General features: G+C 73.5%; 20 protein-coding genes. 17 read left to right on the forward strand and 3 right to left on the reverse strand.

The genetic code is table 11. From position 1 onward, the window contains the following. Nucleotides 1-11: 11 nt before the first annotated feature. Nucleotides 12-989, reverse strand: coding sequence for an aldo/keto reductase (locus B0E54_RS13455; RefSeq protein ID WP_234583744.1), 978 nt, complete (start codon nt 987-989; stop codon nt 12-14). A gap of 166 nt (nt 990-1,155) precedes the next feature. On the opposite strand from B0E54_RS13455, the gene B0E54_RS13460 reads away from it, so the two are divergent. The 9 genes from B0E54_RS13460 (at nt 1,156) to B0E54_RS13500 (ending at nt 11,393) form a co-directional block, all read left to right on the forward strand. Then, nucleotides 1,156-1,758: a dihydrofolate reductase family protein gene (locus tag B0E54_RS13460; protein WP_234583746.1), complete on the forward strand. Its 603-nt coding sequence runs from the start codon at nt 1,156-1,158 to the stop codon at nt 1,756-1,758. 107 nt (nt 1,759-1,865) lie between these two features. Then, complete coding sequence (locus tag B0E54_RS13465; RefSeq protein ID WP_234583748.1) at nt 1,866-2,888, forward strand: LD-carboxypeptidase; 1,023 nt, start codon at nt 1,866-1,868, stop codon at nt 2,886-2,888. Nucleotides 2,889-2,944: 56 nt separating this feature from the next. After that, on the forward strand, nt 2,945-3,706 hold the full coding sequence (locus tag B0E54_RS13470; protein ID WP_234583749.1) for a maleylpyruvate isomerase family mycothiol-dependent enzyme: 762 nt from the start codon (nt 2,945-2,947) through the stop codon (nt 3,704-3,706). 110 nt (nt 3,707-3,816) lie between these two features. Continuing rightward, nucleotides 3,817-5,187 (forward strand): hypothetical protein, encoded by a 1,371-nt coding sequence (locus B0E54_RS13475; protein WP_234583751.1) that lies wholly within the window; start codon nt 3,817-3,819, stop codon nt 5,185-5,187. Nucleotides 5,188-5,230: 43 nt separating this feature from the next. Further along, nucleotides 5,231-6,457, forward strand: coding sequence for a MoxR family ATPase (locus B0E54_RS13480; RefSeq protein WP_234583752.1), 1,227 nt, complete (start codon nt 5,231-5,233; stop codon nt 6,455-6,457). Further along, entirely contained in the window at nt 6,454-7,692 is a 1,239-nt protein-coding gene (locus B0E54_RS13485; protein ID WP_234583753.1) for a VWA-like domain-containing protein, read from the forward strand. Before B0E54_RS13480 ends, B0E54_RS13485 begins: the two co-directional genes overlap by 4 nt. Before the next feature lie 65 nt (nt 7,693-7,757). Next, nucleotides 7,758-8,621, forward strand: a complete 864-nt coding sequence (locus B0E54_RS13490; protein WP_234583755.1) for a hypothetical protein — start codon at nt 7,758-7,760, stop codon at nt 8,619-8,621. Between the two features lie 110 nt (nt 8,622-8,731). After that, nucleotides 8,732-10,132 carry a cellulase family glycosylhydrolase gene (locus tag B0E54_RS13495; protein ID WP_234583757.1) on the forward strand — a complete coding sequence of 467 codons (1,401 nt, stop codon included), beginning with the start codon at nt 8,732-8,734 and terminating at the stop codon, nt 10,130-10,132. A gap of 271 nt (nt 10,133-10,403) precedes the next feature. Then, complete coding sequence (locus tag B0E54_RS13500; protein ID WP_234583758.1) at nt 10,404-11,393, forward strand: phosphotransferase; 990 nt, start codon at nt 10,404-10,406, stop codon at nt 11,391-11,393. 91 nt (nt 11,394-11,484) lie between these two features. Here B0E54_RS13500 and B0E54_RS13505 read toward each other — a convergent pair whose 3' ends face one another. After that, nucleotides 11,485-12,429: a GlxA family transcriptional regulator gene (locus B0E54_RS13505; RefSeq protein WP_234583759.1), complete on the reverse strand. Its 945-nt coding sequence runs from the start codon at nt 12,427-12,429 to the stop codon at nt 11,485-11,487. Between the two features lie 52 nt (nt 12,430-12,481). On the opposite strand from B0E54_RS13505, the gene B0E54_RS13510 reads away from it, so the two are divergent. The 7 genes from B0E54_RS13510 to B0E54_RS13540 all read left to right on the forward strand — a co-directional run bounded on the left by B0E54_RS13510 (nt 12,482) and on the right by B0E54_RS13540 (nt 20,808). Then, the gene (locus B0E54_RS13510; protein WP_234583761.1) at nt 12,482-13,042 is read left to right on the forward strand and encodes a DJ-1/PfpI family protein; all 561 of its coding nucleotides are present in this window, start codon (nt 12,482-12,484) and stop codon (nt 13,040-13,042) included. A gap of 163 nt (nt 13,043-13,205) precedes the next feature. Further along, nucleotides 13,206-14,567, forward strand: coding sequence for a glutamate--cysteine ligase (locus tag B0E54_RS13515; protein WP_234583802.1), 1,362 nt, complete (start codon nt 13,206-13,208; stop codon nt 14,565-14,567). Between the two features lie 139 nt (nt 14,568-14,706). Then, a complete protein-coding gene (locus B0E54_RS13520) occupies nt 14,707-15,870 on the forward strand; it encodes a circularly permuted type 2 ATP-grasp protein (protein ID WP_234583803.1) in 1,164 nt (387 codons plus the stop codon). 98 nt (nt 15,871-15,968) lie between these two features. Then, on the forward strand, nt 15,969-17,747 hold the full coding sequence (locus B0E54_RS13525; protein ID WP_234583762.1) for an N-acetylglutaminylglutamine amidotransferase: 1,779 nt from the start codon (nt 15,969-15,971) through the stop codon (nt 17,745-17,747). Beyond that, a complete protein-coding gene (locus tag B0E54_RS13530) occupies nt 17,748-19,583 on the forward strand; it encodes a prolyl oligopeptidase family serine peptidase (RefSeq protein ID WP_234583763.1) in 1,836 nt (611 codons plus the stop codon). A gap of 17 nt (nt 19,584-19,600) precedes the next feature. Continuing rightward, complete coding sequence (locus tag B0E54_RS13535; protein WP_234583765.1) at nt 19,601-20,134, forward strand: hypothetical protein; 534 nt, start codon at nt 19,601-19,603, stop codon at nt 20,132-20,134. A gap of 119 nt (nt 20,135-20,253) precedes the next feature. Beyond that, nucleotides 20,254-20,808, forward strand: a complete 555-nt coding sequence (locus B0E54_RS13540) for a dihydrofolate reductase family protein (RefSeq protein WP_234583766.1) — start codon at nt 20,254-20,256, stop codon at nt 20,806-20,808. A gap of 15 nt (nt 20,809-20,823) precedes the next feature. Here the strand turns inward: B0E54_RS13540 and B0E54_RS13545 are convergent, their stop codons facing one another. Beyond that, nucleotides 20,824-23,865 (reverse strand): BTAD domain-containing putative transcriptional regulator, encoded by a 3,042-nt coding sequence (locus tag B0E54_RS13545; protein ID WP_234583767.1) that lies wholly within the window; start codon nt 23,863-23,865, stop codon nt 20,824-20,826. A gap of 59 nt (nt 23,866-23,924) precedes the next feature. Here B0E54_RS13545 and B0E54_RS13550 point away from each other — a divergent pair, with 59 nt between their 5' ends. After that, nucleotides 23,925-24,692 (forward strand): alpha/beta fold hydrolase, encoded by a 768-nt coding sequence (locus tag B0E54_RS13550; protein ID WP_234583768.1) that lies wholly within the window; start codon nt 23,925-23,927, stop codon nt 24,690-24,692. Nucleotides 24,693-24,769 lie beyond the last annotated feature (77 nt).

A 24,769-nucleotide genomic window follows, 5' to 3' on the forward strand; every position in this document is an offset into this window, starting at 1 on the left:
CCGCCGGATGCTCAGTAGCGCCCGCCCTCGGGTGCGGGCAGCGCGTCGAGGTCGGCCAGTTCCTCGGCGCCGAGCCGCACGTCGCCGGCCGCGCAGTTGTCCACCAGGTACTTCGGTGTCTTGGTGCCGGGGATCGGGATGACCCGGTCGCCCTGGGCGATCACCCACGCCAGCGCGACCTGCGCGGGAGTGACGCTGGCCCGGTCGGCGATCTCCCGGACCCGGGCGACGATGGCCAGGTTGGCCCGCAGCGCGTCCTGTTGGAAGCGCGGCAGGCCACGTCGGAAGTCGTCGGCCGGCAGGTCGTCGAACGACGAGAACCGGCCGGTCAGGAAGCCCCGGCCCAGCGGGGAGAACGGCAGGAAGGCGATGCCGTGCGCGACGCAGTACGGCAGAACCTCGGCCAGCGGGTCCCGGGTCCACAGCGACAACTCGGACTGCACCGACGCCACCGGGTGCACGGCCTGGGCCCGCGCGATCTGGTCCACAGTCACCTCGGACAGGCCGATCTGCCGCGCCTTGCCCGCCGCGACGACCTCCGCCATCGCGCCCCAGGACTCCTCGATCGGCACCTCGGGGTCGACGCGGTGCAGCTGGTAGAGGTCGACATGGTCGGTGTCGAGGCGGCGCAGGCTGTCGTCGATCGCCGTGCGGATGTGCTCCGGCCGGCCGTTGTTGCCGATCTTCGGTGAGTTGCCGGGGCCTCCGGTCAGGGACGTGGCCACCAGCCCGACCTTGGTCGCCAGGACGGCCCGCTCCCGGTGGCCGTCGGCCAGTGCCCGGCCGACCAGCTCCTCGTTGGTGTACGGCCCGTACACGTCGGACGTGTCGATCAGCGTGGCGCCCAGGTCCAGCGCCTGGCGGATCACCGAGATCGAGGTGTCGTCGTCGCGGGGGCCGGTGATGTCGTATCCGTGGCTCATGCCCATGCACCCGAGACCGATGACGCCGACCTCGGGCCCTGCGCTGCCCAGCGTGGTGGTTCTCATGGGCACCACGCTACGACCGCTGCCGCCCGGCGGCATCCGGCGGCCGTCCAACGCGGTCGGAAAGAGTTCGGCGGGCGTGTCGAGGACAGCAGCGCCTGCTTCGACCACGGGGTGAGGGCCGGGCACGACCGGCAGGCTGACACCGCACAGACCAAGGAGTGGACCGATGACGAAGGTGACGACCGGGGCGACGATGTCGTTGGACGGCTACATCGCGGACGCCTCCCACGGCGGCTTCGAGCACCTCTTCCAGTGGTACGGCAGCGGCGACGTCGAGACGCCCACGGCCAACCCCGAGATGACGTTCCGGACGTCCGCCGCGAGCGCCCGCCACCTGCGGGACCTCACCGCACGTACCGGCGCGTTGGTCGTCGGCCGTCGGCTGTTCGACATGACCGGCGGGTGGGGCGGCCGGCACCCGATGGACGTGCCCGTCGTGGTCGTCACGCACACCGTGCCGCAGGGCTGGGAGCCGGAGAACGACTCCTTCGTCTTCGTCACCGACGGCATCGTCAGCGCCATCGACCGCGCGAAGGCGCTCGCCGGTGCCAAGGAGGTCGGCGTCAACGGAGGCACCATCGCGGCCCAGGTCGTCGAGGCTGGCCTGCTCGACGAGGTGCACGTCGACCTCGTCCCGGTCGTGCTCGGCGCCGGCATACCGTTCTTCGCCGGCCTGACGATCGCGCCACTGCAACTCGACGGCCCCTTCCGCGTCGTCGAGGGCGACGGCGTCACGCACCTGGCCTACCGCGTACGTCCGGCGGCCTGACCGTCTCGGGGCCGGCCCGCCCGGGCCGGCCCCGCACCCGTACGCCGGCGTCGAGCGTGACCGGAATTGGTGTGGCGCGCTGGTGCGCGCCTCGGGACACTGCGTCGGTGACCAGTTCCGCGTCGCCTCGACTGCTTCGACCACCCGCCCTGCGGCCCGGCGATCTGGTCGTTGTCGCCGCGCTGTCCGGTCCGCTGCACGCCGCCTACGAGCCCGACCTCGCGCAGGCGGTGGTCGTGCTCGAGCGGATGGGGTTCCGCGTGCGGCGGGCACCACTGCTCGACGTGGGGCGACGGCGTTGGTGGAGCGCGGCCACTCCCGCCGAGATCGCCAGCGAATTCAACGCGCTCCTGCGGGACTCCGAGGTGCGCGCCATCATCGCGCACGACGGCGGTCAGACGGCGCTCGGTTACCTCGACCTGATCGATGTCGAGGCGATCGTCGCCGACCCCAAGCCGATCCTGGGCTTCAGTGACATCTCGCTGCTGCATCTGGTGCTGTACGCGCGTACGGGTCTGGTCGGGTTCCACACCGACCTGGCCACGCCGGGGCTCGGCGGCGCGTGGCAGCGTGCGCCCTCGGCGCGCAGAGCGGAGTTGGAGAAGCTCTACTCGGCCCTGCTGACCGGCACGGAGCCGCTCGGGGCGCTCCCGAGCAGTCCGTCCTGGGAGTGCTGGCGCCCCGGTCGCGTCGAGGGTCGGCTCATCGGCGGGGTGATCAATCGCGTCGCGCTGGTGCAGGCGACGCGGTACGCGCTGCCGCTGGACTGGTTCGACGGCGCGGTGCTGTTCTGGGAGGAGATGGGCGGCCAGGCGTCGTACGTGTGGAGTTATCTGCACGTGCTGCGGCACGCGGGCATTCTCGACCGGATCGGCGGCATGGTCGTGGGCATTCCGCACGCGATCGACGGCCTCGACACGCCCGACGCGTCCCCGACCCTGCCCGAGATGGTGCTCGACGTCCTCGGCGACCGTGACATCCCGGTGCTGGGCAACGTCGAGTTTGGACACGCCGGCCCCAACCTGCCGATGCCGGTCGGTGTCCGCGTCGCCCTCGACGCGGGGCAGCGGACGCTGGCACTGCTGGAACCTGCGGTACGCCCGCATGCGACGACCGCACCTGTCGCCTGAGGCCAGCGGGCGCGTGAAACGCGAGGCTGTCGGTGTGCTGTGCTGAGCTGTCCGGCATGGACTACTCGCGATATCTCGACTGCCTCGCGGCCGACTTCGCCCGGCTGCGCGCCGTCGCGCCGACCGACCTGGGTGCGCCGGTGCCGACGTGCCCGGGCTGGAGCGTCGCCGACCTCACCCGTCACGTGGGTGACGTCTACCTCCACAAGACCCTGGCCATTCGCGAGGGCGCCGAGCCCGAGCCGTGGCCCCCGGCGGAGCTGGCGTCCGAGGAGCCGCTGGCGCTGCTCGACCGCGCGTACGCCGACCTGCGAGCCGAGTTCGCCGCCCACGACCCGAAGGACGCGGCGGGTTCGTGGTACGCGCCGGGCCGCTACGTCGGCTTCTGGATCCGCCGGATGGCGCAGGAGACCGTCATCCACCGCATCGATGCCGAGCTGGGCGTCGGGGCGCCTGTCGCGCCCGTTCCGGCCGACCTCGCCGTGGACGGCGTCGACGAGCTGCTTCGCGTGTTCGTGGAGTACTCGGTGGCCGAGTGGGCCGAGTCCTTCCGCGAGATCCTGGCCGGCTCGCCGGGCTGGACGTTCGCCGTCCGCGCCGACGACACGGCGTGGTCGGTGCGTACCGGGCCCGGGGTGTTCAGGGTGACCGACGGGGTGGCCGACACCGCCGACGTGACGGTGACCGGCCCGCCGGCGGCGATGCTGCGGTGGCTGTGGGGCCGGGAGCTGGCCGCTGAGCGAAGTGGCGTCAGCGTGCAGGGGCCGTCCGAGGCGGTGGCCGAGCTGCGGCGCTGCATCGTCGTCGCCACCCAGTGACGATGGCGGTGGGGTCATGGCGGAGCCGGCGTCCCGGCGGTATGCTCCGGCGTGATGATCACTTCCTCTCTCTTCAGATTGGGGGTCCGATCCGCGAACGGTGAGTGCTGATGCACTCCCGGGCCGCGAATGCGGATTCTCGACTGTCCTTCTGGCGGTGCGTGCGCGAGTTCGCCGTACCGCCGTCCATGATCGAGCGTGCGACAGCTCGGCGTCTGGTCGGTGACTGGGCCGGGGCATGCGCCGCCGCCCGCGTCGACAGCGACATCAACCTGCGTGCCGTGGCGGGCCGCCACGGGCGGGAGCTGGCGGCCCGAGTCCGGGCCGACCTTCGTCAGCTGGCCCCGGATCTGCTGCGCTGGCATCTGCCGAGGACAGCCCCCGACGGTCTGCTGCGCCCGAACCTGATCGTCCCGCTGGCCCGGTACGGCCAGGAGCGGCCCGACGGCGGCGCGGTGCACCTGGTGGCCCGGACACCACCGGCGTGGGCCGACGCTGGGCAGCGGATCAGCCTCGGGCTGTGGGACGGGACGCGCGACGGGTCCGGCGCCCATCCCCACCCCGACCGGCGGTTCCGGCTCGACCTGCACCGCCACCTGTGGGACGCGCGTCGGGCGGGCGAGTTGCGGACCCGATCCGGTGCGGACCTGCTGCCGTGGGACACCCCACCCGCCGTCGTCCCCGAGTGGGCAGACGCGGCGCAGGCGTCCGGGCACGCGACGGACCGATGGGCGGCCGAGGCCGCGCTTCTGCTGCGGGTCGAGGGGCGTACCGGCGGAGCTGTCGCGGTGCGGCTCGGCGGCGGGCGTCGGCTGGTCCTTGAGGTGGCCCCTGATGGGCACGACGGGCCGCCTTCGGCCCGGGCCTTCAGGTCGAGCGACGGGCGACTGCCGGTGCTGCCCGACGCGGCGACCTGGGTGCTGCCCGACCTGGCGCTGCTGCGTGCCGGGCTGATCGAGGCCGACCGACTGCATCCCCTGGTCGCGTCGGCGCTGGTGCCCGAGCATCAGGTGCCTACCGCACCGGCCACGCCGGACCCTGCCGCGCTGCCGCGCGTGGTGCTGTGCCGGGGCGCCCACCATCGCATCGGCCTGGTCGACGGCGTGCTCACCGCGCTGGATCACGACGCGGCAGAGACCCGCCGGGAGGAGTTGCTGGCGGCGCTCACCGGATCGCCGCTGCCCTGCCTGCGGGCGATCGACGAGGCGCACCGGCAGCCGGAGTGCCTGCCCGACGTGCGGGCCCGCCTGGACCACGGGGACACCGCCGGGGCGCTGGCCACCGTGGAGGCGCTGCTCGGCCCCCGGGCGCTGATGCGGGACGGGGCCCTGCGCGACGAACTCGAGACCGCCGCGCAGCGGCGGATCACCCACGGCCTGTTCCGGGCCGGCCTGATCGGGGCCGAGCCGGGCCCCACCGCCGCGGAACCTCGCCGCGTCGGCGCGCGCCGCCGGCGCGCGCGGCACGCGACACACCGCTGACCGCGGTACGCCAGCACTTCACCCACCACGACCTCACAAGGTGATGACCATGTCTGCAACCAGTCCTCAGCTCGACGTCGCCGAAGATCTGCTCGCCCTGCTCGGCGCGACCACCACCGAACCCCGTTCCGACGACCAGTTGGCGGCTCTGACCCTGACCGTGGCCGCCGACCTGCCCGTACTCCTGTGGGGTGAGCCCGGCATCGGCAAGACGGCGGCGCTCACCCACCTCGCCACCACCCTGGACCTGCCCCTGACCACAGTCGTGGCGAGCGTCCACGAGCCGTCCGACTTCTCGGGACTGCCGATCATCGGCGCCGACCCGGCGACCCAGGGCGTCCCGATGGCCCCACCGGACTGGGCCGTGCGCCTGGTGCGGGCCGGTCGAGGGCTCCTGTTCCTCGACGAACTGTCCACCGCCCCGCCCGCCGTTCAGGCCGCCCTGCTGCGCCTCGTGCTGGAACGCCGCGTCGGTGCCCTGCGGCTGCCGCCCGGCGTACGGATCGTCGCCGCCGCCAATCCACGGTCGTCGGCGGCCGACGGATGGGAGCTGAGCCCGCCGCTGGCCAACCGCTTCGTCCACCTCCAGTGGAGGCACGACCACGAGGTCGTCGTGCGCGGGCTCGGCGGCACGTGGCCCCGCGCGGCGTTGCCCCGGCTCGACCCGGCGCTGCTGCCCGGGGCCGTCGCTTTCGCCCGCCGCGCGGTGTGCGGACTGCTGGCGGTCCGCCCGGATCTCGTGCACCGGCTGCCCGCCACCGACGTCGCCCGGGGTGGGCCGTGGCCGTCGCCGCGCAGTTGGGAGATGGCGCTGCGGCTGACCGCCTTCGCGAGCGCGGCCGGCGTGTCCCGCGAGGTGCTGTCCACGCTGGTGCGGGGCACGGTCGGCGACGGTCCGGGGCTGGAGTTGCTGGCCAGCATGGACCGGATGGACCTTCCTGATCCGGAGGACCTGCTGGCCGACCCGGCGGCGGCCGTACTGCCCGAACGGGGTGATCTGCGCCAGGCGGTGCTGGACGCCGTCGTGGCGGCGGTCCGCAACCGCCCGGAACGGTCGCGCTGGGACGCGGCGTGGGCGCTGCTGGCCCGGGCTGTGGAGACCGGTGCGCCGGATCTGGTCGTGGTTCCCGCGACCGCCCTCGCCACACTGCGCCGCGAGGACTGGGACGTCCCGGACACGATCGAACGCCTCGGCGGGGCGGTGTCGCTGTCCCGGCGGGCCGACCAGGCCGCAGCGCGCGTCGCGGCGGCCGCCGGGGTGCGACGGTGAGCGCCCCGAGCACGTTCCGCCTGGACGTCGACAAGCTGTACGCGGCCCGGCTGCACGCGGCCCGCGCACGGCCCTACCTGGCGACGGCGTTGTTCGCCCTGCACCCGGTGGCGTCCTCGCAGGTGCCGACGATGGCGGTGGACCGGTACTGGCGCTGCTACGTCTCGCCCGCGTTCGTGGACCGCGCTCCGCTGGAGGAGTTGGCCGGGGTGTGGGTGCACGAGGTGTCGCACCTGCTGCGCGACCACCACGGGCGAGGCGACCGGGTCGCTCGGGCCCGGGGGCTGACCGGCCCGGGGGAGCGGCTGCGGATGAACATCGCCGCGGACTGCGAGATCAACGACGACGCGTTCGGTGACGGGTTGACGATGCCCGAAGGTGCCGTCCAGCCGGCGTCGCTCGGGCTCAACCCGGGGGAGCTGATGGAGGACTACCTGCGCCAGTTCGGGCTGGGACCGCGTACGCAGGATCTGGTCTGGTTGGACTGCGGCAGCGGCGCGGACGGCCTGGACCGACGGTGGGACCTGGGGCCGGACGGCGCGCACGGCCTCAGCGAGCAGGAGCGGGACGCGGTGCGGCACCGGGTGGCCGAAGGCATCACCGGACACCCTGGTTCCATCCCCGGGGGGTGGCGGCGGTGGGCGGAGCAGGCGTTCCACCCGCCGCAGCCGTGGCGGGACCTGTTGGGCGCGGCGATCCGCTCCGCGGCGGTGGCCGCCGGGGTCGGCTCGGACCACACCTACGGGCGGCCGTCCCGGCGGTCCGCCAGCCTGCCCGGTGTGATCCTGCCCAGCCTGCGCCGTCGACCTCCGACGGTCTGCGTCATCGTCGACACGTCCGGGTCGGTCAGCGACGCCGAACTGGGCAGTGCGTTGCTCGAGGTGGCGGCCATCGCCCGGGCCCTGGGCGGCCGACGCGACCTGGTGAGCGTGCTGCCGTGCGACGCCGCGGCCCGGGTCGTGCATTCCCTGTGCCGTGCGGAGGAGATCCCGCTGATCGGTGGCGGCGGCACGGACCTGCGCAGCGGCTTCGCCCGGGCGCTGCGGGCACGCCCTCGACCGGACGTCATCGTGGCGTTGACCGACGGGCAGACGCCCTGGCCGTCGGCCCGCCCGACGTCGCGGACGGTGGTCGGCCTGTTCCCTCGCGGCCGGGCGTCGTGGAGCGAGGAGGAGGACCGCGTACCGAACGCGCCGCCGCAGTGGGCGCGGGTGGTGACCATCGGGGCGACCTAGAATCGACGAGTCTCACTGCTTTTGGCGGTGTGGGCTGGGGGCGACCACGAAAGGCGGTGCGCACGATGGGACCGGACGAGCGGCGACGGTTGTTCGAGCAGGCGCGGGAGCGTTCGGCGCGACAGGAGACCTGGGCGGAGGCGGACCGGTTGTGGGTCCGGGTGATCGAGGCGTACCGGGAGGCGGTGCGCGGACCGGGTGGGGTCCGCGAGGACCAGCAGCAGTTGGCGCGGGCGCTGTGGCGGCACAGCATGCTGCTCTCGGCGCGCGGCCGGGCCGCCGACGGGATGGCCCCCGGCGGTGAGGCGGTGGTCGTCTTCGAGCGGGTGTACGACGCCGTGGCGGCGGAGGGCGGGAACGTGGCTGCCGCACCCCGGGACGACGCCCTCGCCGAGCTGATCACCGCGCTCGTGGATCTGGCCGAGGTCTCGTTCGCCGCCGGTCAGCCCGCCACGCGCCGGGACCTGCTGGAACGGGCCGTGACCGTGGGTCTGACCTCCGCCGGGAATCCGCCGTCCGCCGGGCCCCGCACCCGCGAGGCGATGGGCACCGCCTACCACAACCAGGCGACCGCGCTGCTGCACCGGCACCTCACCCGGCCGTCGTCGGCCGCCGGCGCCCAGGAGGCGGCGCTGGCGGCGTCGCGGGCCTGCGAGCTGCGCCAGGGGCTGCTCGACCTGGCGCGTCCGCTGACCTTCTGGGAAATGGCCAACACCTACGGGGTGTACGCCCAGTGCCTCGTGCTGATCGGCGACCTCGACCGGGCGGCAATGGTGCTGGCGATGGGCAACCGCTTCGTGGAGACGCTGGGCCCGGCCGCCGCGGAGCCCGCCCAGAAGCTGCGGGTCGCGGCCGAGATGCTGGCCCGGGAGAAGGGTGGGTCGGGAGGAGCTGCCGGTTCGCGGCGGTGGGGCTGGCGGCGGGGTTGACCTACCGGGCATCCGCGCCCCGGCTTGCACGACATCGTCGTTGATCGATACTCTGCGTGAAGGCGCCGCCCCGCCTCGGACCATCACCGTCGAAGAGAAGCGGGTTCCGCATGCGCACACTGAGACTTGTCACGTCGCTGGCCGTCGCCGGCCTGCTCGCCGGCGCGGTGGCGATGATCGCCACGCCGGCCAGCGCGGCGACTGTCGTGTTCTCCGTGACCAACAGCTGGGGCAGTGGCTATCAGGGCCAGGTCACGGTCACCAACGACACCTCCGCGCCGATCAGCAGTTGGCGGGTCGAGTTCGACCTGCCGGCGGGCACGAGCATCAGCCAGTCGTGGAACGCCCAGCAGGTGACCTCGGGCAACCACTACACCTTCAGCAACGTGTCGTGGAACGGCACTCTCGGGGCCGGCGCCTCGACGTCGTTCGGCTTCCTCGTCAACGGCTCCGGAACTCCGGTGAACTGCACCGTCAACGGCAACGGGGTGTCCTGCACCGGCGGCACGTCGCCCACGACGCCGCCGCCCACCACCGCGCCGCCGACGACCCCGCCGCCGACGACCCCGCCGCCGACGACTCCGCCCCCGACCACTCCGCCGCCGACGACCGGCACGCCGGTGCAGCGGTACGGGCAACTGCGGGTCTGCGGCACGACGATGTGCGACAAGAACGGCGCGCGGGTGCAGCTGCGCGGCGTCAGCAGCATGTGGCTCAACTGGGAGACCGCTCCGTACGCCGAGAACCTGTCCGCGCTGACCTGGATGCGCGACAACTGGAACCTCCAGGTGATCCGCGCGGCGATGGGCGTGGAACCCGCCGGGGCGTACCTGAGTGACCCGGGCCGGGCGCGGGCGCAGGTGGAGACGATCATCAACAACGCGGTCACCGCCGGGGTGTACGTGATCGTCGACTGGCACGCGCACGAGGCGCAGAACAACCAGTCGCAGGCGGTGGCGTTCTTCGGTGACCTGGCCCGCCGCTACGGTCACCTGCCCAACGTGATCTGGGAGACGTGGAACGAGCCGTTGCAGTTCAGCTGGACCGGCGTCATCAAGCCGTACCACCAGGCGGTCGTGTCCGCGATCCGCGCCGCCGACCCGGACAACATCGTCGTGCTCGGCACGCCGACGTGGTCGCAGGACGTGGACGTCGCGGCGGCCAGCCCCGTGTCCGGCACCAACCTCATGTACACGCTGCACTTCTACTCGTGCACCCACGGCGCGTCGCTGCGCGCCAAGGGCGACGCGGCGATCCGCGCGGGGCTCGCGTTGTTCGTCACCGAGTGGGGCGCCAGCAACGCCGACGGCGGCCTCGATGGCCGGGCCTGCCTGCCGGAGGCGCAGTCCTGGATCGACTGGATGAAGGCGAACGGCATCTCCTGGACCGCCTGGAAGCTGGACGTCGGCACCGACACCACGAACCTGCTCAGCCCCGGGGCGCCGGTGACCGGCGGGTGGAACAACTACCTGCACGGCCACGCGCCGTTCGTGGTCGCCAACATGAGGTGACCTGGCCGCGCTTTTGATCAACTCCAGATCGCCATGTCGGGGTGTCCGAGCCAGCGGGACGCCCCGACATCGGCGATCACGTGTCGATCACCCACGCGCGGCCCTCGCCGGGGCGGTCGCTTTGGCAGGCGATATGCCAGTCAGTCATATTCATACCTGTGCGGTATACAGCTCTCGAACCGGGGCGGGTCATCCGATGCAGTCGTCGTGACCGTCCCTTCGCCGGTGCCGAGCGAGCGGCATCCGCCGGCCCGGTGACCGGATACGACACATGATCGAATCGCAGGCGCCGATGGTGGAGATGCTGTGGGAGCCGCACGACCCTCGCCAAGCGCTCGACGAACGGTTCGGCTTCGGTGACGCAGAGTCCGCCGGCCGCTGGGTCGCCGCGATGCTGAAGGAGCACTGGGGCGTTCGCATCGACTCCTGCGAGCGAATAGTCATGAGCGGGGGCAACGCGATAGCGTGGGTCGGCGTGCCGTCCGGCCGACTGCTCGCGAAATGGTCGGTGGTGCTCGAGCGATTTCCGCGTTTGATGGAGACGGCGCGTCTCACGTGCTGGCTCCATGGTCGAGGGCTGCCGGTTTCGGCGCCGGTTCCCGCCCGAGATGGCCGCCTCCAGGTCGAGGTCGACGGTGTCTCGATGGGCCTGCAGCGCGAGGTCGTGGGCGACCTCCTCGACACCACGGATCTCCACCAGGTGCGGGCGGCCGGAGTCCTACTCGCCCAGTTGCAGGACGCGCTGGCCGCATACCCGGACGCTGATCAGCTTCTCGCCTCCGCCGTTGCGTTCGAGCCGTTGACGGCCCGGGTCACCGACTGGCTGGACTCCCACGCGGACCATCTGCCGATGGCCGCTCGTGACACGCTGCGCGGGCTGGTCATCAGCGCGCCGCCCGACCGGCTTCCCCGCCAACTCGTCCATTTCGATATCCGCTCCGCCAACATCCTGTGGGCCCACGGCGAGGTCGCTGCGATCCTCGACTTCGAGGAGGCCCGGCATGATCACCGAATCGTCGAGCTGGCCCGCGCGGCGGTCCTGCTCGGCACCCGCTACCACAACTGGGGGCCGGTGTCGGCGGAGGTTCGCGCGGAATTCCTTACCAGCTACCAGTCCGAGCGTCCGCTGACCCCGGTCGAGGCGGGCTGGTTGGACATCCTTCTGCTCTGGCAGGCCCTGGCGATGGTGCCGCCGGGCGACGACCCGACCGGGTGGGGATCGTCCGTCCTGAGCCAGCTGAGCCAGGAAACCGCAGAGTAAGGCGGCGAGCTGCTCGCCGCGCTGGCCACCGGCCGACTGTCAGGCACCACGCGCCCCTACCGGTCACCGGATCCAACCCCGGAGCGTCAGTTCAGGGTGTGAAGGCTCGCCGGTACGCGGTGGGAGTGGTGGCGAAGGCCCGCTGGAAGTGCGCACGCAGGTTGGTGGCAGTGCCCAGCCCGGTGCGGCGGGCGACCTCGTCGACGCTGATCCCGTTGTCCTCGAGCAGGGTGCAGGCGGCGCGCAGCCGTTGCTGGATCAGCCAGGCCCGCGGACCCATGCCGAACTGGCTCTGGAACGCCCGGTGCAGTGTGCGGGTGGACATCACCGCCTGTCTCGCGAGGTCCGCGACGGTGATCGGCTGGCGCAGGTTGCTGCTCGCCCAGGCGGTGACCCCGGCCAGTTCGTCGCCCTCACCCGTCACCCCGACCGGGATGAACTGCGCCTGGCCGCCCGCTCGGTGCAGCGGGGTGACCATGTGACGGGCCCGCTCGATGGCGACCGCCTGCCCATGGTCGCGGCCGACGAGGTAGAGGCACATGTCGAGGCCCGCGGCGAGTCCGGCGCTGGTGAGCACCTGGCCCTCGTCGACGTAGAGGGCGTTGGCGTCCACGAGCACCTCGGGGTGTTCGCGGGCGAGCGCCTCGGCGTGCACCCAGTGGGTCGTCGCGCGGCGGCCGTCGAGCAGGCCGGCCTGAGCCAGCGCGAACGCGCCGGTGCAGATCGACGCAATGCGCGCCCCGCGACGGTGCGCCAGTCGCAGCGCCTGGAGAGCGCGCGCCGGTGCCGGGCCGCGGCGGAATCCGGGCACGATCACCGTGTCGGCGTCGCCGAGGGCGTCGAGCGTCGCCGCGACTGTCAGGTTCAGGCCCGCGGTGGTGGTGACGACCTGACCGTCGTCCAGCGAACACACAGTCGTCGCGTACCGGCCGTGACCCTCGTGGCCGAAGACATGCGTCGCGATGGTCAGGTCGAAGGCCACGACCCTGGGGAGAGCGAGAACGGCGACCCGATGCGTGGCGGAACTCTTACGCATGATGGCAAGGATGCCACTCGTCAGCCCCTGGCCGACGAGCGATCCTGACCGGGTGCGAATTGACATCGTGGTGTTCGACGGCTTCGACGAACTGGACGTCTTCGGGCCTTTCGAGGTGCTCTCGATCGCCGGGTTGGACGTGCGACTGGTCGCCGTCGAGCGGCCCGGCCCGGTCACCAGCATGCGTGGGGTCGAGCTCCGGGTCCCCGACGTGCTGGGTCCGGCCGACGGCGTGATAGTTCCCGGCGGCGGCTGGCTCAACCGGGCCGCCGAGGGCGCCTGGGCGCAGGCGCAGCGCGGTGAGCTTCCGGCGAAGCTGTCCGCCCTGGCGCCGTCGACGCGCTGGATGGCGTCGGTGTGCACCGGCGCGCTGCTGCTCGCGGCCGCCGGCCTGCTGACCGGCCGCCGGGCGACCACCAACCGCAACGCGTACGACGAGCTGCGCGGCTACGACGTGACGGTCCTCGACGAGCGCGTCGTCGACGACGGCGACCGTGTCACGGCGGGCGCGCTCACGGCCGGGCTCGATCTGGGACTGTGGCTCACCGAACGGGAACTCGGCGCCGCCACCGCCAACCGGGTCGCTACCGCCATCGAATACGCCCGCGCCTGAGGCTTGCGGCGCGGTGTCCGAAGAGGATCAGCGGCCACCCGCATAGTCGACCCTCTGCCGGTAGAACGGCGCGTCACCTTAACGCGCCGGAAACGCCCCCGGTACCAAGCCTGGGAACGCTCGTCGGACAGTCGAGACCACCGACACGCGAACCGGGGTGACCATGGTCGACAACACCACGAACGCGGCGACGTACGACGGGCCGGTGGGCCGGTCCGGCAACGGCCGGGCCGCGCCCACACCCCGGACCGCCCCGGCGACGGCGGTGCACGACGACCCGGCGGACCTCGCCACCATCGGCGTGGAGGAGGAGTTCCACGTTGTCGACCTGCACACCCGGGAGCTGGTGCCCCGGGCCGGGGAGCTGCTCGACCGGCTGCCGGCCACGTCGTTCACCGCCGAACTGCACCGCAGCGTGGTGGAGACCAACACCGCTGTCTGTCGCACCCTGGACGAGATCCGCGCCGAGCTGACCCGGCTGCGCCAGTCGGCGGTCCAGGTCGCCGACCGGGCCGGGCTGGGCATCGTGGCGGCCGGCACGGTGCCGCTGCGCGCCGACGGCGACCCGAGCGTCACCCCCACCTCGCGCTACCGACGGATGCTCGACGAGTACCAGATGCTCGCCCGGGAGCAGTTGATCTGCGGCGCGCAGGTGCACGTCGGGGTCTCGGACCGGGACCTGGCGGTGGCCGTCACCCGGCGGGTGCAGCCGTGGCTGCCGGTGCTGCTCGCCCTGTCCACCAGCTCGCCGTACTGGATGGGTCAGGACAGCGGCTACGCCAGCGTCCGCTCGCTGGTCTGGCAGCGCTGGCCCACGGCCGGCGACCCGGGCGAGGTGACCAGCGCGGCCGACCACGAGGCCCTCGTCGCCGAGCTGATCTCCTCGGAGACCATCACCGACCCCGCCATGATCTACTTCGATGTCCGGCCGTCGGCGCACGTGCCCACCGTGGAGCTGCGCATCACCGACGCCAACGCCGACGTGGAGACGATCGTCCTGCTCACCGGGCTGTTCCGGGCGCTGGTGCGCCGGGAGGTCGCCGCCCTGCGCGCCGGAGTCGACCCCCCCGCCGTCCGCCCGCCGGTGCTGCGCGCCGCCGTGTGGCGGGCCGCGCGCTCCGGGCTGGAAGGCGACCTGCTCGACCTGCCCCGCTCGGCGCGGCCGGTGCCGGCCGCCGAGGCGGTCGGCCGCCTGGTGACCGACCTGCGCCCGCAGTTGGAGGCGACAGGTGACGCCGAGCAGGTCCGCGAGCTGACCCGGTACGCGCTGGAGCGCGGCAGCTCCGCGGCGCGGCAGCGACGGGCGTACGAGCGGCGGGGTCGGCTGGCCGACGTGGCGACCTGCTCTCGACGAGACGCGGGGCCGGGCGCGTACGCCCCTGCCCGGTGTGCCGCCACCGCCCGCGCTGTCCGCGTACGCCGACGCGGGCGACGAGGTCTTCGGCCCGGACGGGCCGGAGCCGACGTTCCGGCCGCTGCTCGCCGCCCTGCGCACCCTCGGCGCCGCCGGCCTGCGCCAACGTGAGCACGACCGGGACGAGGAGCAGCGCGCCCGGGGCGTGACGTTCAGCGTGGCCGGTGAGGCCAGCACCCGGCTCTTCCCAGTCGACCTGGTGCCCCGGGTCGTGCCCGCCGACGACTGGCGGGCGCTGCGCGCCGGCCTGGTGCAGCGCGCCCGCGCGCTGGACGCGTTCCTGCGCGACGTGTACGCCGACCGGGCGGTGGTCGCCGACGGGATCGTCCCGGCCTGGGTGGTGGAGTCCTCGCCGGGTCTGCGTCCGACCGGCGCGCTGATGAGCCGGCGCGGCGCGCGGGCCCAGGTGTCCGGAACCGATCTCGTCCGTGACCCGGACGGCGGCTGGTACGTGCTGGAGGACAACCTCCGGGTGCCCTCGGGCATCGGCTACGCCGTGCAGAACCGGCGGCTCACCCGTGCGGTGCTGCCCGAGCTGCCGGTGCCCGACGACCTGCTGCCCGCCGACGAGACACCCGCGATGCTGCGCCGGGCGCTGCTCGCCGCCGCCCCCGCCGCCGCCGACGACCCCGCGGTGGTGGTGCTCAGCAGCGGCCCGGGCGACCCGGCCTGGTTCGAGCACCGGCTGCTCGCCGACGAGATGGGCGTGCCGCTGGCCGAGAGCGGCGACCTGCTGGTGTCCGACGGCCGCGTCCACCTGGTCTCCGAGGGCCGCCGCAGCCAGGTCGACGTGCTCTACCTGCGGATGGACGAGGACGCGTTGCTGCACGCCCCGGGCGCCGACGGCGTGCCGCTGGGCTGGCCGCTGCTGGCGGCAGTGCACGCCGGGCGGCTCACGCTGGCCAACGCGCTGGGCAACGGCGTCGGCGACGACAAGGCGTTGTACGCGTACGTGCCCCGGCTCATCGAGTACTACCTGGGGGAGAAGGCGCTGCTCGGCGACGTGCCGACGTACCTGTGCGGGCTGCCCGAGCAGCGGGCCGAGGTGCTGGGCCGGCTCGACGAGCTGGTGCTCAAGCCGGTCGACGGCTACGGCGGCGACCGCGTGGTGATCGGCCCTCGCGCCGAGGCCGAGGAGCTGGACGCCGTCCGGGAGCAGATCCTCGCCGCGCCGCACCGGTGGATCGCCCAGGAGGTGGTCGCTCTCACCACCCACCCGGTCTTCGACGGCACGGCCCTCGCGCCGCGCCACGTCGACCTGCGGGCCTTCGTGTTCCTCGGCGAGACGGCCGAGGTGGCCCCGGTGGCGCTGACCCGGGTCGCGCCAGCCGGCAGCATGATCGTCAACTCCTCCCGGGGCGGAGGGTCGAAGGACACCTGGCTGCTCGGCGGAACCGATCAGCCCCCGGCGTAACTCACGCTTGATGAAGATGACATCGGGACGCAACCCGGTCCGCCAAGCCTGGACCGGTCAGCGGCCCGAGCGGACCGAGCCGATGAGAGGTGTGTGCCATGTGCGGTATCGGAGGCGAATTCCGCCTCGACGGGGCGCCACCGGATCTGGCGGCGCTGGAACGGATGCTCCCCGTCCTGTCCTCCCGCGGCCCGGACGGTGAGGGACGGTGGCAGCACGGCCCGGCGGCGCTGGTGCACCGCCGGCTGCGCATCATCGACCTGTCCGACGCCGGCGCCCAGCCGATGGTCGATCCCGAGCTGGGCCTCGCCCTTGTCTTCAACGGGTGTATCTACAACTACCGGGAGCTGCGCGACGAGCTGACCACCGCCGGCTACTCCTTCCGGTCCACCTCGGACACGGAGGTGATCCTCAAGGCGTACCACAGGTGGGGGACGGCCTGCGTCGAGCGGTTCTACGGGATGTTCGCGTTCGCCCTTGTCGACATGGCCACGAACACGCTGGTGCTGGCCCGCGACCGGCTCGGCATCAAGCCCCTCTACCTGGCCGAGACGCCCGGCCGGATCCGCTTCGCCTCGACCCTGCCGGCGCTGCTCGCCGCCGGTGACGTGGACACCGACCTCGACCCGGTGGCGCTGCACCACTACATGAGCTTCCACTCGGTGGTGCCACCACCGCGCACCATCCTGGCCGGCGTCCGCAAGCTGCCCCCGGCCACCGTGCGGGTGATCACCGGCGACGGCCGCAGCACCGACACCGTCTACTGGCGGCCGGAGTTCACCCGCGCCGCCGCCCCGGTCATGTCCGCCGGGGAGTGGCAGGAACGGATCATGGCGGCGCTGCGCACCGCCGTACGCCGGCGGATGGTCGCCGACGTGCCGGTCGGTGTGCTGCTCTCCGGCGGCCTGGACTCCAGCCTGATCGTCGCCCTGCTCGCCGAGCAGGGCCAGACCGGCCTCGCCACCTTCAGCATCGGCTTCGAGGCGGCGGCGGGGGAGAGCGGCGACGAGTTCCACTACTCCGACCTGGTGGCCCGCGAGTACGACACCGACCACCACCAGATCCGCATCGGCGCGGCCCGGTTCGTTCCGGCCGTGCACGAGGCCATCGCGGCGATGAGCGAGCCGATGGTCAGCCACGACTGCGTGGCGTTCCACCTGCTCTCCGAGGAGGTCTCGCAGCGCATCACAGTGGTGCAGTCCGGGCAGGGCGCCGACGAGATCTTCGCCGGCTACGACTGGTACCCGCCGATGGCCAACGCGGCCCGCGCGGACGCCGTCGAGGCGTACGCCCGGGTGTTCTTCGATCGTCGCCACGACGCGCTCGCCGGGCACCTGGCGCCGGAGTGGATGCTCGACCACGACGCGAGCCTGGAGTTCGTCACCGCCCACTTCGGCACGCCGGGCGCGGACACCGCGCTCGACGCGGCGCTGCGCCAGGACAGCCTGGTGATGCTCGTCGACGACCCGGTCAAGCGGGTCGACAACATGACGATGGCGTGGGGGCTGGAGGCCCGGGTGCCGTTCCTCGACCACGAGGTCGTCGAGCTGGCCGCCGCCTGCCCACCGGCGCTCAAGCTCGCCCAGGGCGGCAAGGGCGTGCTGAAGGCCGCGAGCCGGGGCATCGTGCCCGACGAGGTGATCGACCGGCCGAAGGGCTACTTCCCGGTGCCCGCGATCCGGCACCTGTCCGGCCCGCTGCTCGACGACGTCCGGGACGCGCTGACCGCACGACCGGCGCGCGAGCGCGGCCTGTTCCGCAAGGACTACCTGGAGGAGTTGCTGGAGGCGCCGAACGCCCGGCGGACCACGCTGGGCTCCAACGCGCTCTGGCAGCTCGGGCTGCTGGAGCTCTGGTTGCAGCGGATCGGGGTTTAGATGAGCGTACGGATGGAGGTGCCGCGCCGGGTCCGCCCCGTGCGGCGCCCGGCGGCGGTGACCCCGCCTCCCGGCGAGGACTTCGCGCCCGCGCCGTCGCCGGACGGCCGACGGGTGGCGTACCTGTCCGACCGGGCGGGAACCCCGGCCGTCTGGGTCCGCGACGTCGACGCGGCCGAGGCCGTCGCGCTGCCCAGCGGCGACGAACCGGTCCTGGCGGTGAGCTGGTCCCCGGACGGGCGATGGCTGGCGTGCGTCGTCGCGCCCGGCGGCGCCCCCCGCACCGAGCTGTGGGTGCTGAGCCCCGACGGCACGCAGCGCCGCCAGGTCGCCGGGTTCGGCCGCCGCAGCGCCGCCCTGACCGGTTGGCTGCCCGGCGGCGCGCTGCTGGCGGTCACCGAGACCGCCGAGCGGGGTGCCGCGGTGCTTGTCGACGCCGACACCGGGCACCGGCGGGTGCTCGCCGAGGGCGACCTGCTCACCCTCCTGGACGTCAGCCCGGACGGCGGGTCCGCCCTGCTGCGATGTGGTCCGCGAAACGCACGCTGGCTGGAACTGCTGGACGTGGCCACCGGCGACCGGGTACGACTGCTGCCGGACACCGGCCGGGGCAGCACCGACCAGGGCTGGTTCGGCCCCGACGGGATGAGCGTGCTGGCGCGTACCGACGCGTTCTCGGAGCTGGCCGCGCTGGTGCGCGTGGACCTCGCGCGCCCGGAGCGGGCCCCGACGCGGCTCGCGGCGCGTCCGGACGCCGAGCTGGAGCACGTCGCTCTCAGCGCCGACCGGCGCCGCGCCGCGCTGTCGTGGAACACCTACGGCGGGCGCGGCGAGCTGAGTCTGCTGGATCTCGCCAGCGGCGTGCAGCGGGCCGTCGCCGCCCCGGGCGAGGTGCTCGACGGCGCGGTCTTCGCCGCCGACGGCGGCCTGCTCTGCGTCACCGCGCAGGGGCCGGTGCAGCCGCGGGAGGTCTGGCTGGTCGATCCGGTGACCGGCACGCCCCGCCCGCTGCGGCCGGACACCGGCGCCGCGCGTACGGGGGACAGCGGTGTCGCCCCGCAGCTCGTCGACCTGCGCGCCCGCGACGGGTTGCCGCTGTCCGGCTGGCTGTACCGCCCGCCCGGCCCGGGTCCCTGGCCGACGGCGATCAGCCTGCACGGTGGCCCGGAGGCGCAGGAGCGTCCCGGCTACAACCCGCTGTTCCAGGCCCTCGTCGCGCAGGGCGTCGCCGTGTTCGCGCCCAACGTGCGGGGCTCGTCGGGCTTCGGCCGCACCTTCGTCGCCGCCGACAATCTCGCCGGCCGCTACGGGGCCATCGCCGACGTGGCGGCGTGCGCCGACCATCTGATCGACAGCGGTGTCGCGATCCCGGGCCGGCTCGGCTGCCTGGGCCGCTCCTACGGCGGCTACCTGGTCCTCGCGGTGCTGGTGAACTTCCCGGGGCTGTTCGCCGCGGGTGTGGCCGAGTGCGGCATCTCCGATTTCCGCACGTTCTACGCCGGCACCGAGCCGTGGATCGCCGCCGCCGCCGTCAGCAAGTACGGCGACCCGGTGCGCGACGCCGACCTGCTGCGGGACCTGTCACCGATGACCCGGATCGACCAGCTCGACGTGCCGCTGCTGCTCATCCACGGCGCCAACGACACCAACGTGCCGGCCGGCGAGTCGGCCCAGGTGGCGCAGGCCCTCGCCGCGCGGGACGTCCCGCACGGGCACCTCGTGCTCACCGGGGAGGGGCACGACTTCCTGGCCCGCGACAACGCCGAGGCGGCGCGTACGGCCACCACCGCCTGGCTCACCCGGCACCTCGCCGTGACGGCGGCCACCCTCGGCTGAGGCGTTATCCTGCGCCGGTGGACGTCACGGCGCAGGGTGAGCGGCTGGCCGCCGACCTGGGCCGGTGGCTGACCGACGTGACCTTCGTCGACCTGGACGCCGACGAGGTGACCGCGCTGATCATCGACGCGGTGGCGCGGTGGGGGCAGGAGCACCGCTGGCGGGTCTACCGGCGCGCGCCGAGCGTCATGCCGCTGCCGCCGCCCATGCACCAGCGGCACTCCGTCCTCGACGTGGCGTGCGCCCGACCGGACGGCCCACCGGTGGTGATCGAGGTCGACCACACCGACCGGGCGCGTACGGTGCAGAAACTCGCCGCCGAGGCCGACGCCGGCCGGATCCCGATCTGGGTGCGCTGGGGCGTGGGCCGCTTCACCGCGCCGCCACCGCCGGTGCGGATGGTGACCGTCGAGGTGACCCGCCGCGCCGGGCCGGCTGGGCGCGGACGTCTGCACAGCCGCACCGGCGACCGGCCCGCGCCGGCGCACTCGTCAGGCGGCGGCACCGCGGCCCCGCAGGCGCTGCCGATCCCGCTGACCGACCCGCTTTAAGGCCCCGCTTCCGGCCCCGCTTTCGGCCCCTCGCAAGGGGACCTGAAGCGAATCGTAAGCGGGGCTCGGCAGAGTTCTGGGTGTCACCGGAGCACACGACACACACCCAGGAGATTCCGATGCGCAAGCTCATCAACTCGACCTACCTCACCCTCGACGGCGTCATCGAGAACCCGATGTGGACCGCGCCCTACTTCGACGAGGAGGCCGCCGCCTTCGCCGGCTCGCAGACCGAGGACGCCGACGCGCTGCTGATGGGTCGGGCCACCTACGACGGCTTCTCCCAGGCCTGGCCGACGATGGACGAGAGCGACCCGAGCACCGGCGCCGCGTTCTTCAACAACGTCAAGAAGTACGTCGCCTCGACCACCCTCACCAACCCCACCTGGAACAACACGGAGGTGCTCCAGGGGGACCTGGTCGAGGCGGTCGCGAAGCTCAAGGCCCAGGACGGCAAGGACATCGTCCAGTACGGCTACGGCTCGGTCACCGCCCAGCTGGTCAAGGCGGGCCTGGTCGACGAGGTCCGGTTCTGGATCCACCCTGTGCTGGAGGGCGGCGCCAGCCTGAGCACCCCGCTCACCGACGTGAAGGCGACGTTCGAGCTGATCGACACCCGGGTGCACAAGAGCGGCGTGATCATCGCCTCGTACCGGCCGAAGTCGGCGAGCTGAGCGGCTGAGCGGCGCTCAGAGCTGGGCCCGGGCCTCGCCCGGGCTCAGCTTCGCGCCCTCGGCGGCCAGCGCGTCGAACCGTTCCCGGCCGAGCGCGGCGAGCACCCGTTCGGTCACCCGGTCGGTGTCATCGCGCTCGGCGGGCGCGGCCGGAGTGCCGGCGGCCTGCCGGGCGGCGGCCGCGGCGCCGAGCAGCCGGGCCGCGACCTCGGGCGAACGCACCGCCGACGCCATCCCTTCCAGCGGGCCGAGCGCATCGCGCGCGGTGGCCATCGCCTCGGCGACGTCGAACGCCTCGAGGTGCAGGGCCAGCGCGGCGGCGGGGTCGCCGCTCTGATCGAGGGCGTAACCCAGCTCGACGAGGACCATCGGCAGGTAGAGCGCCGGCTGGGCCTCGCTGCGCCCCTTCTCGGCGAGGCGGGTGAGGTGGGTGGTGGCCAGGTCGAGCTTGCCGTCGCGGCGGGCGGCGAAGCCCAGGCCGAGCTCGGCGAAGACGATCGCGCTCGGCGAGCCCTGTTCCACCGCCAGCTGGTACGCGCGCTCGGCCAGCTCCCGGGCCTGCGCGTAGTCGCGGGTCTGCACCGCGAGCCAGGCCAGCCAGGACAGCTTGCCGCCCACGTGCGGCCACAGCCCCAGCTCCTCGGCCCAGCGCAGCCCTTCCCGGTGCAGGGCCGCCGCGCGTTCGTACTCACCGCGGATCTCGGCCAGCCCACCTACCCAGTCGCTCGCCTGCAGGCGGCCCCACCGGTCGTCAACCTCGGCGAACAGCGCGGTGCTGCGCGTCGCCGCGCTCTCCAACGCGGCCAGGTCACCGCCGGCATGCGCGATCATGGCCCGGGAGCTGAGCACCGCGGCCTCGGTCCACGGATCGGTGGCGGCGGTGGGCAGCAGTTCCGACGCCAGCGGCAGGTCGCTGCGCTCGAGCACCGCGTTCGCGGCGAACCAGACGGCTCGGGCGTCGGCGACACCGGCGAGGGCGGCGCGCACCTCGGCCGCTGGGATCTGCTCGCCCTGCAACAGCGCGAAACCGGTCCGCCAGGCTGCGGCGCGGCTCTCCTGCGTCGGGTCGCCCGGCGTCGCGAGGGCCCGCCGCGCCTCGGTGAGCCGGCCCCGCAGGTACCAGTACCAGCTCAGCGCGACGGCCAGCCGCAACCCGCCGCCGTGCGTCAGCGCCGCGCGCAGGTTCACCGTCTCCGCGTCGAGCAACGCCAGCCACCGCTGCTGCTCGGGGCCGCGCAGCTGCGGGTCGGCCTGCTCAGCCAGGTCGGTGTAGTACGCGGCGTGCCGCGCCCGGGTGTCGTCGGCGTCGACCAGGTGGTCCAGGCAGAACGCGGCGACCGACTCGAGCAGCCGGTAACGGGGGCCGGCGCCGGTGTCGTCCAGCACCACCAGCGACCGGTCCACCAGGCGGGCCAGTGTGTCGAGGTCGGTCCGGCAGACGACCTCGGCCGCCTCCGGGGTGCAGCCGTCGCCGAACACCGCGAGCCGGGCCAGCACCGCGCGGTCGCCGTCGTCGAGCAGGTCCCAGCTCCAGCCGATCACCGCGGTCAGCGTCCGCTGTCGCGCCGGCACGTCGCGCTGCTGCGTGGTGAGCAGCCGGAACCGGTCGTCGAGCCGGTCCACCACACCCCGCAGGCCGAGCGCGCGGACGCGGGTCGCGGCCAGCTCCAACGCCAGCGGCAGGCCGTCCAGGCGACGGCAGAGCTGCGCGACCGCCGCCGCGGTGTGCTCGTCGAGACGAAAGCCGCGGTGCTGGGCGGCGGCGCGGGCGGCGAACAGCCGGGCCGCCGCCGAGCGCCGGACCGCGTCCGGGTCGCTGTCCGAGGGCAACGACAGCGGGGGTACCTCCCAGAGCAGCTCCCCGGTCAGGCCGAGCGGCTCCCGGCTGGTGGCCAGCACGCGCACCCCGGGCGCGTCGCGCAGCAGCCGGGCCACCAGCGCGGCGACCGGCTCGATGACGTGTTCGCAGTTGTCCAGCACCAGCAGCAGGTGCCGCGACCGCAGCGCCGCGACGAGTCGGTCGGTGGCCGACAGGCTCGTGCCGGCGGCCTCGCGCACGTCCAGCGCGCCGAGCACCTGCTCGGCGACGCCCGGGTCCCCGGCCGGCAGCGGCGCCAGCTCGACCAGCAGAACGCCGTCCGGAAGGGACTGGGCGCGGGCGCTCTCGGTGGCCAGTCGGGTCTTGCCGACGCCGCCCGGCCCGATCAGCGTGACCAGGCGCTGCGCGGGCAGCAGGGCCCGCAGCTCGGTCAGCGCCTCGGCCCGGCCGACCAGCTCGTCGAGCTGGGCCGGCAGGCTGTTGCGGATGATCGCGGCCTTGGGCGGCGCGCTCAGGCCGGCGTCCTGTTCGAGGATCCTGCGGTGCAGGGCTACCAGTTCGGGGCCGGGGTCGAGGCCCAGCTCGTCGGCGAGCCGGTCCCGCAGGTCGGCATAGCTGTCCAGGGCCTCGGACTGGCGGCCGGCGGCGTACAGCGCGCGCAGTTGCACGGCCCGCAGGCCCTCGCGCAGCGGGTGTCGGGCGACCAGCTCCGCCAGGTCGGCCGCGACGAGGTCGTGTTCACCCCGGGCCACCCGGGCCTCGGCGAGCCGCTCGTGCACGGCGAGGCGCTGCTCGGCGAGTCGGGTCGCCTCGGCGCGGACGAACTCGGCGTCGGCCACGTCGGCGTACGCCTCGCCCCGCCACAGCCCGAGGGCCTCGGTCAACACGTCGACGTCGGTGTGCCGGGCCAGCTCGGCGAACCGGTCGGCGTCGACCGTGTCGGCCCGCAGCAGGTAGCCGGGAGCGCGGGACTCGACCAGGTCGCGGGCGCCCGGCTCGGCGTCGTTGAGCGCCTTGCGCAGCTGCGACACCCGCACCTGGAGGGCGCCGGCGGGGTTGGCGGGGGAGTCGTCACCCCACAGGTCGTCGATGAGCCGGTCGGCGGAGACGACCTGGTTGCGGTTGGTCAACAGGTCGGCCAGGAGGGCGCGCACCTTGGCGCCGGGCACCACCACCGGCTCGCCGGCGTCCGTGGTGACGGCGAGCGGCCCGAGCACCCCGAACTGCACGGCGGACATCCTATCGCCGGTAAGGCGACCTGAAGCAGACCGTAAGCGGGCGGGCGCACCGTGTGGGCATGGAGATCTATCACGAGACACATGGCAGTGACGAGGGCCGGCCGCTGGTGCTCATCCACGGCGCGCTCTCGGGCATCGGCACCTCGTTCGGCACGATCCTGCCGATGCTGGCGAAGTCGCGGCGGGTGATCGCCGTGGAGTTGCAGGCGCACGGCCACACCCCGGACGTCGATCGTCCGCTGACGGTGGAGCACTTCGCCGCCGACGTGGTCGAGCTGCTGGACCGGCTAGGTGTCGAGCGGGCGGACGTGTTCGGCTGGAGCATGGGCGCGGCGGTGGCGCTGCGCCTGGGCACCGACCACGCCGAGCGGGTCGGGCGGCTGGTCCTCGCCTCGGTGAGCTTCGAGGACGACGGCCTGCACCCCGGGCTGCTCGACGGGATCCAGGATCTGCGGCCGGAGCACCTGCACGGCTCGGAGTTCCACGAGGAGTACCTGCGCACCGCGCCGGACCCGGCGGGCTGGGCCAACCTGGTCACCAAGATGAAGGTGCTGGACGCGAACCTGCCGCGCTGGACGCCCGAGGAGATCAAGGCCCTGGCCGCGCCCGCCCTGATCGTGCTGGCCGACTCGGACATCGTCCAGCCCGAGCACGCGGTGCTGATGTTCCGGCTGCTCGGGGGCGGGGTGCCCGGCGACCTGACCGGTCTGCCGGCCTGCCGGCTGGCCATCCTGCCGGGCACCACCCACACCACGATCCCGCAGCGCGCCGAGTGGCTGGCGCCGATGATCGACGAGTTCCTGACCGAGGCCAGCTCGCAACGCTAGAGCGCGCTCATCTCCGCACCCCGCCCCACAAGGTCGATCATGGACTTGTGGTGGCCATTCTGGCGGCGGATGTCTCT

The sequence above is a fragment of the Micromonospora sp. MH99 genome, assembly GCF_021442385.1.
Classification (GTDB): Bacteria; Actinomycetota; Actinomycetes; order Mycobacteriales; family Micromonosporaceae; genus Micromonospora.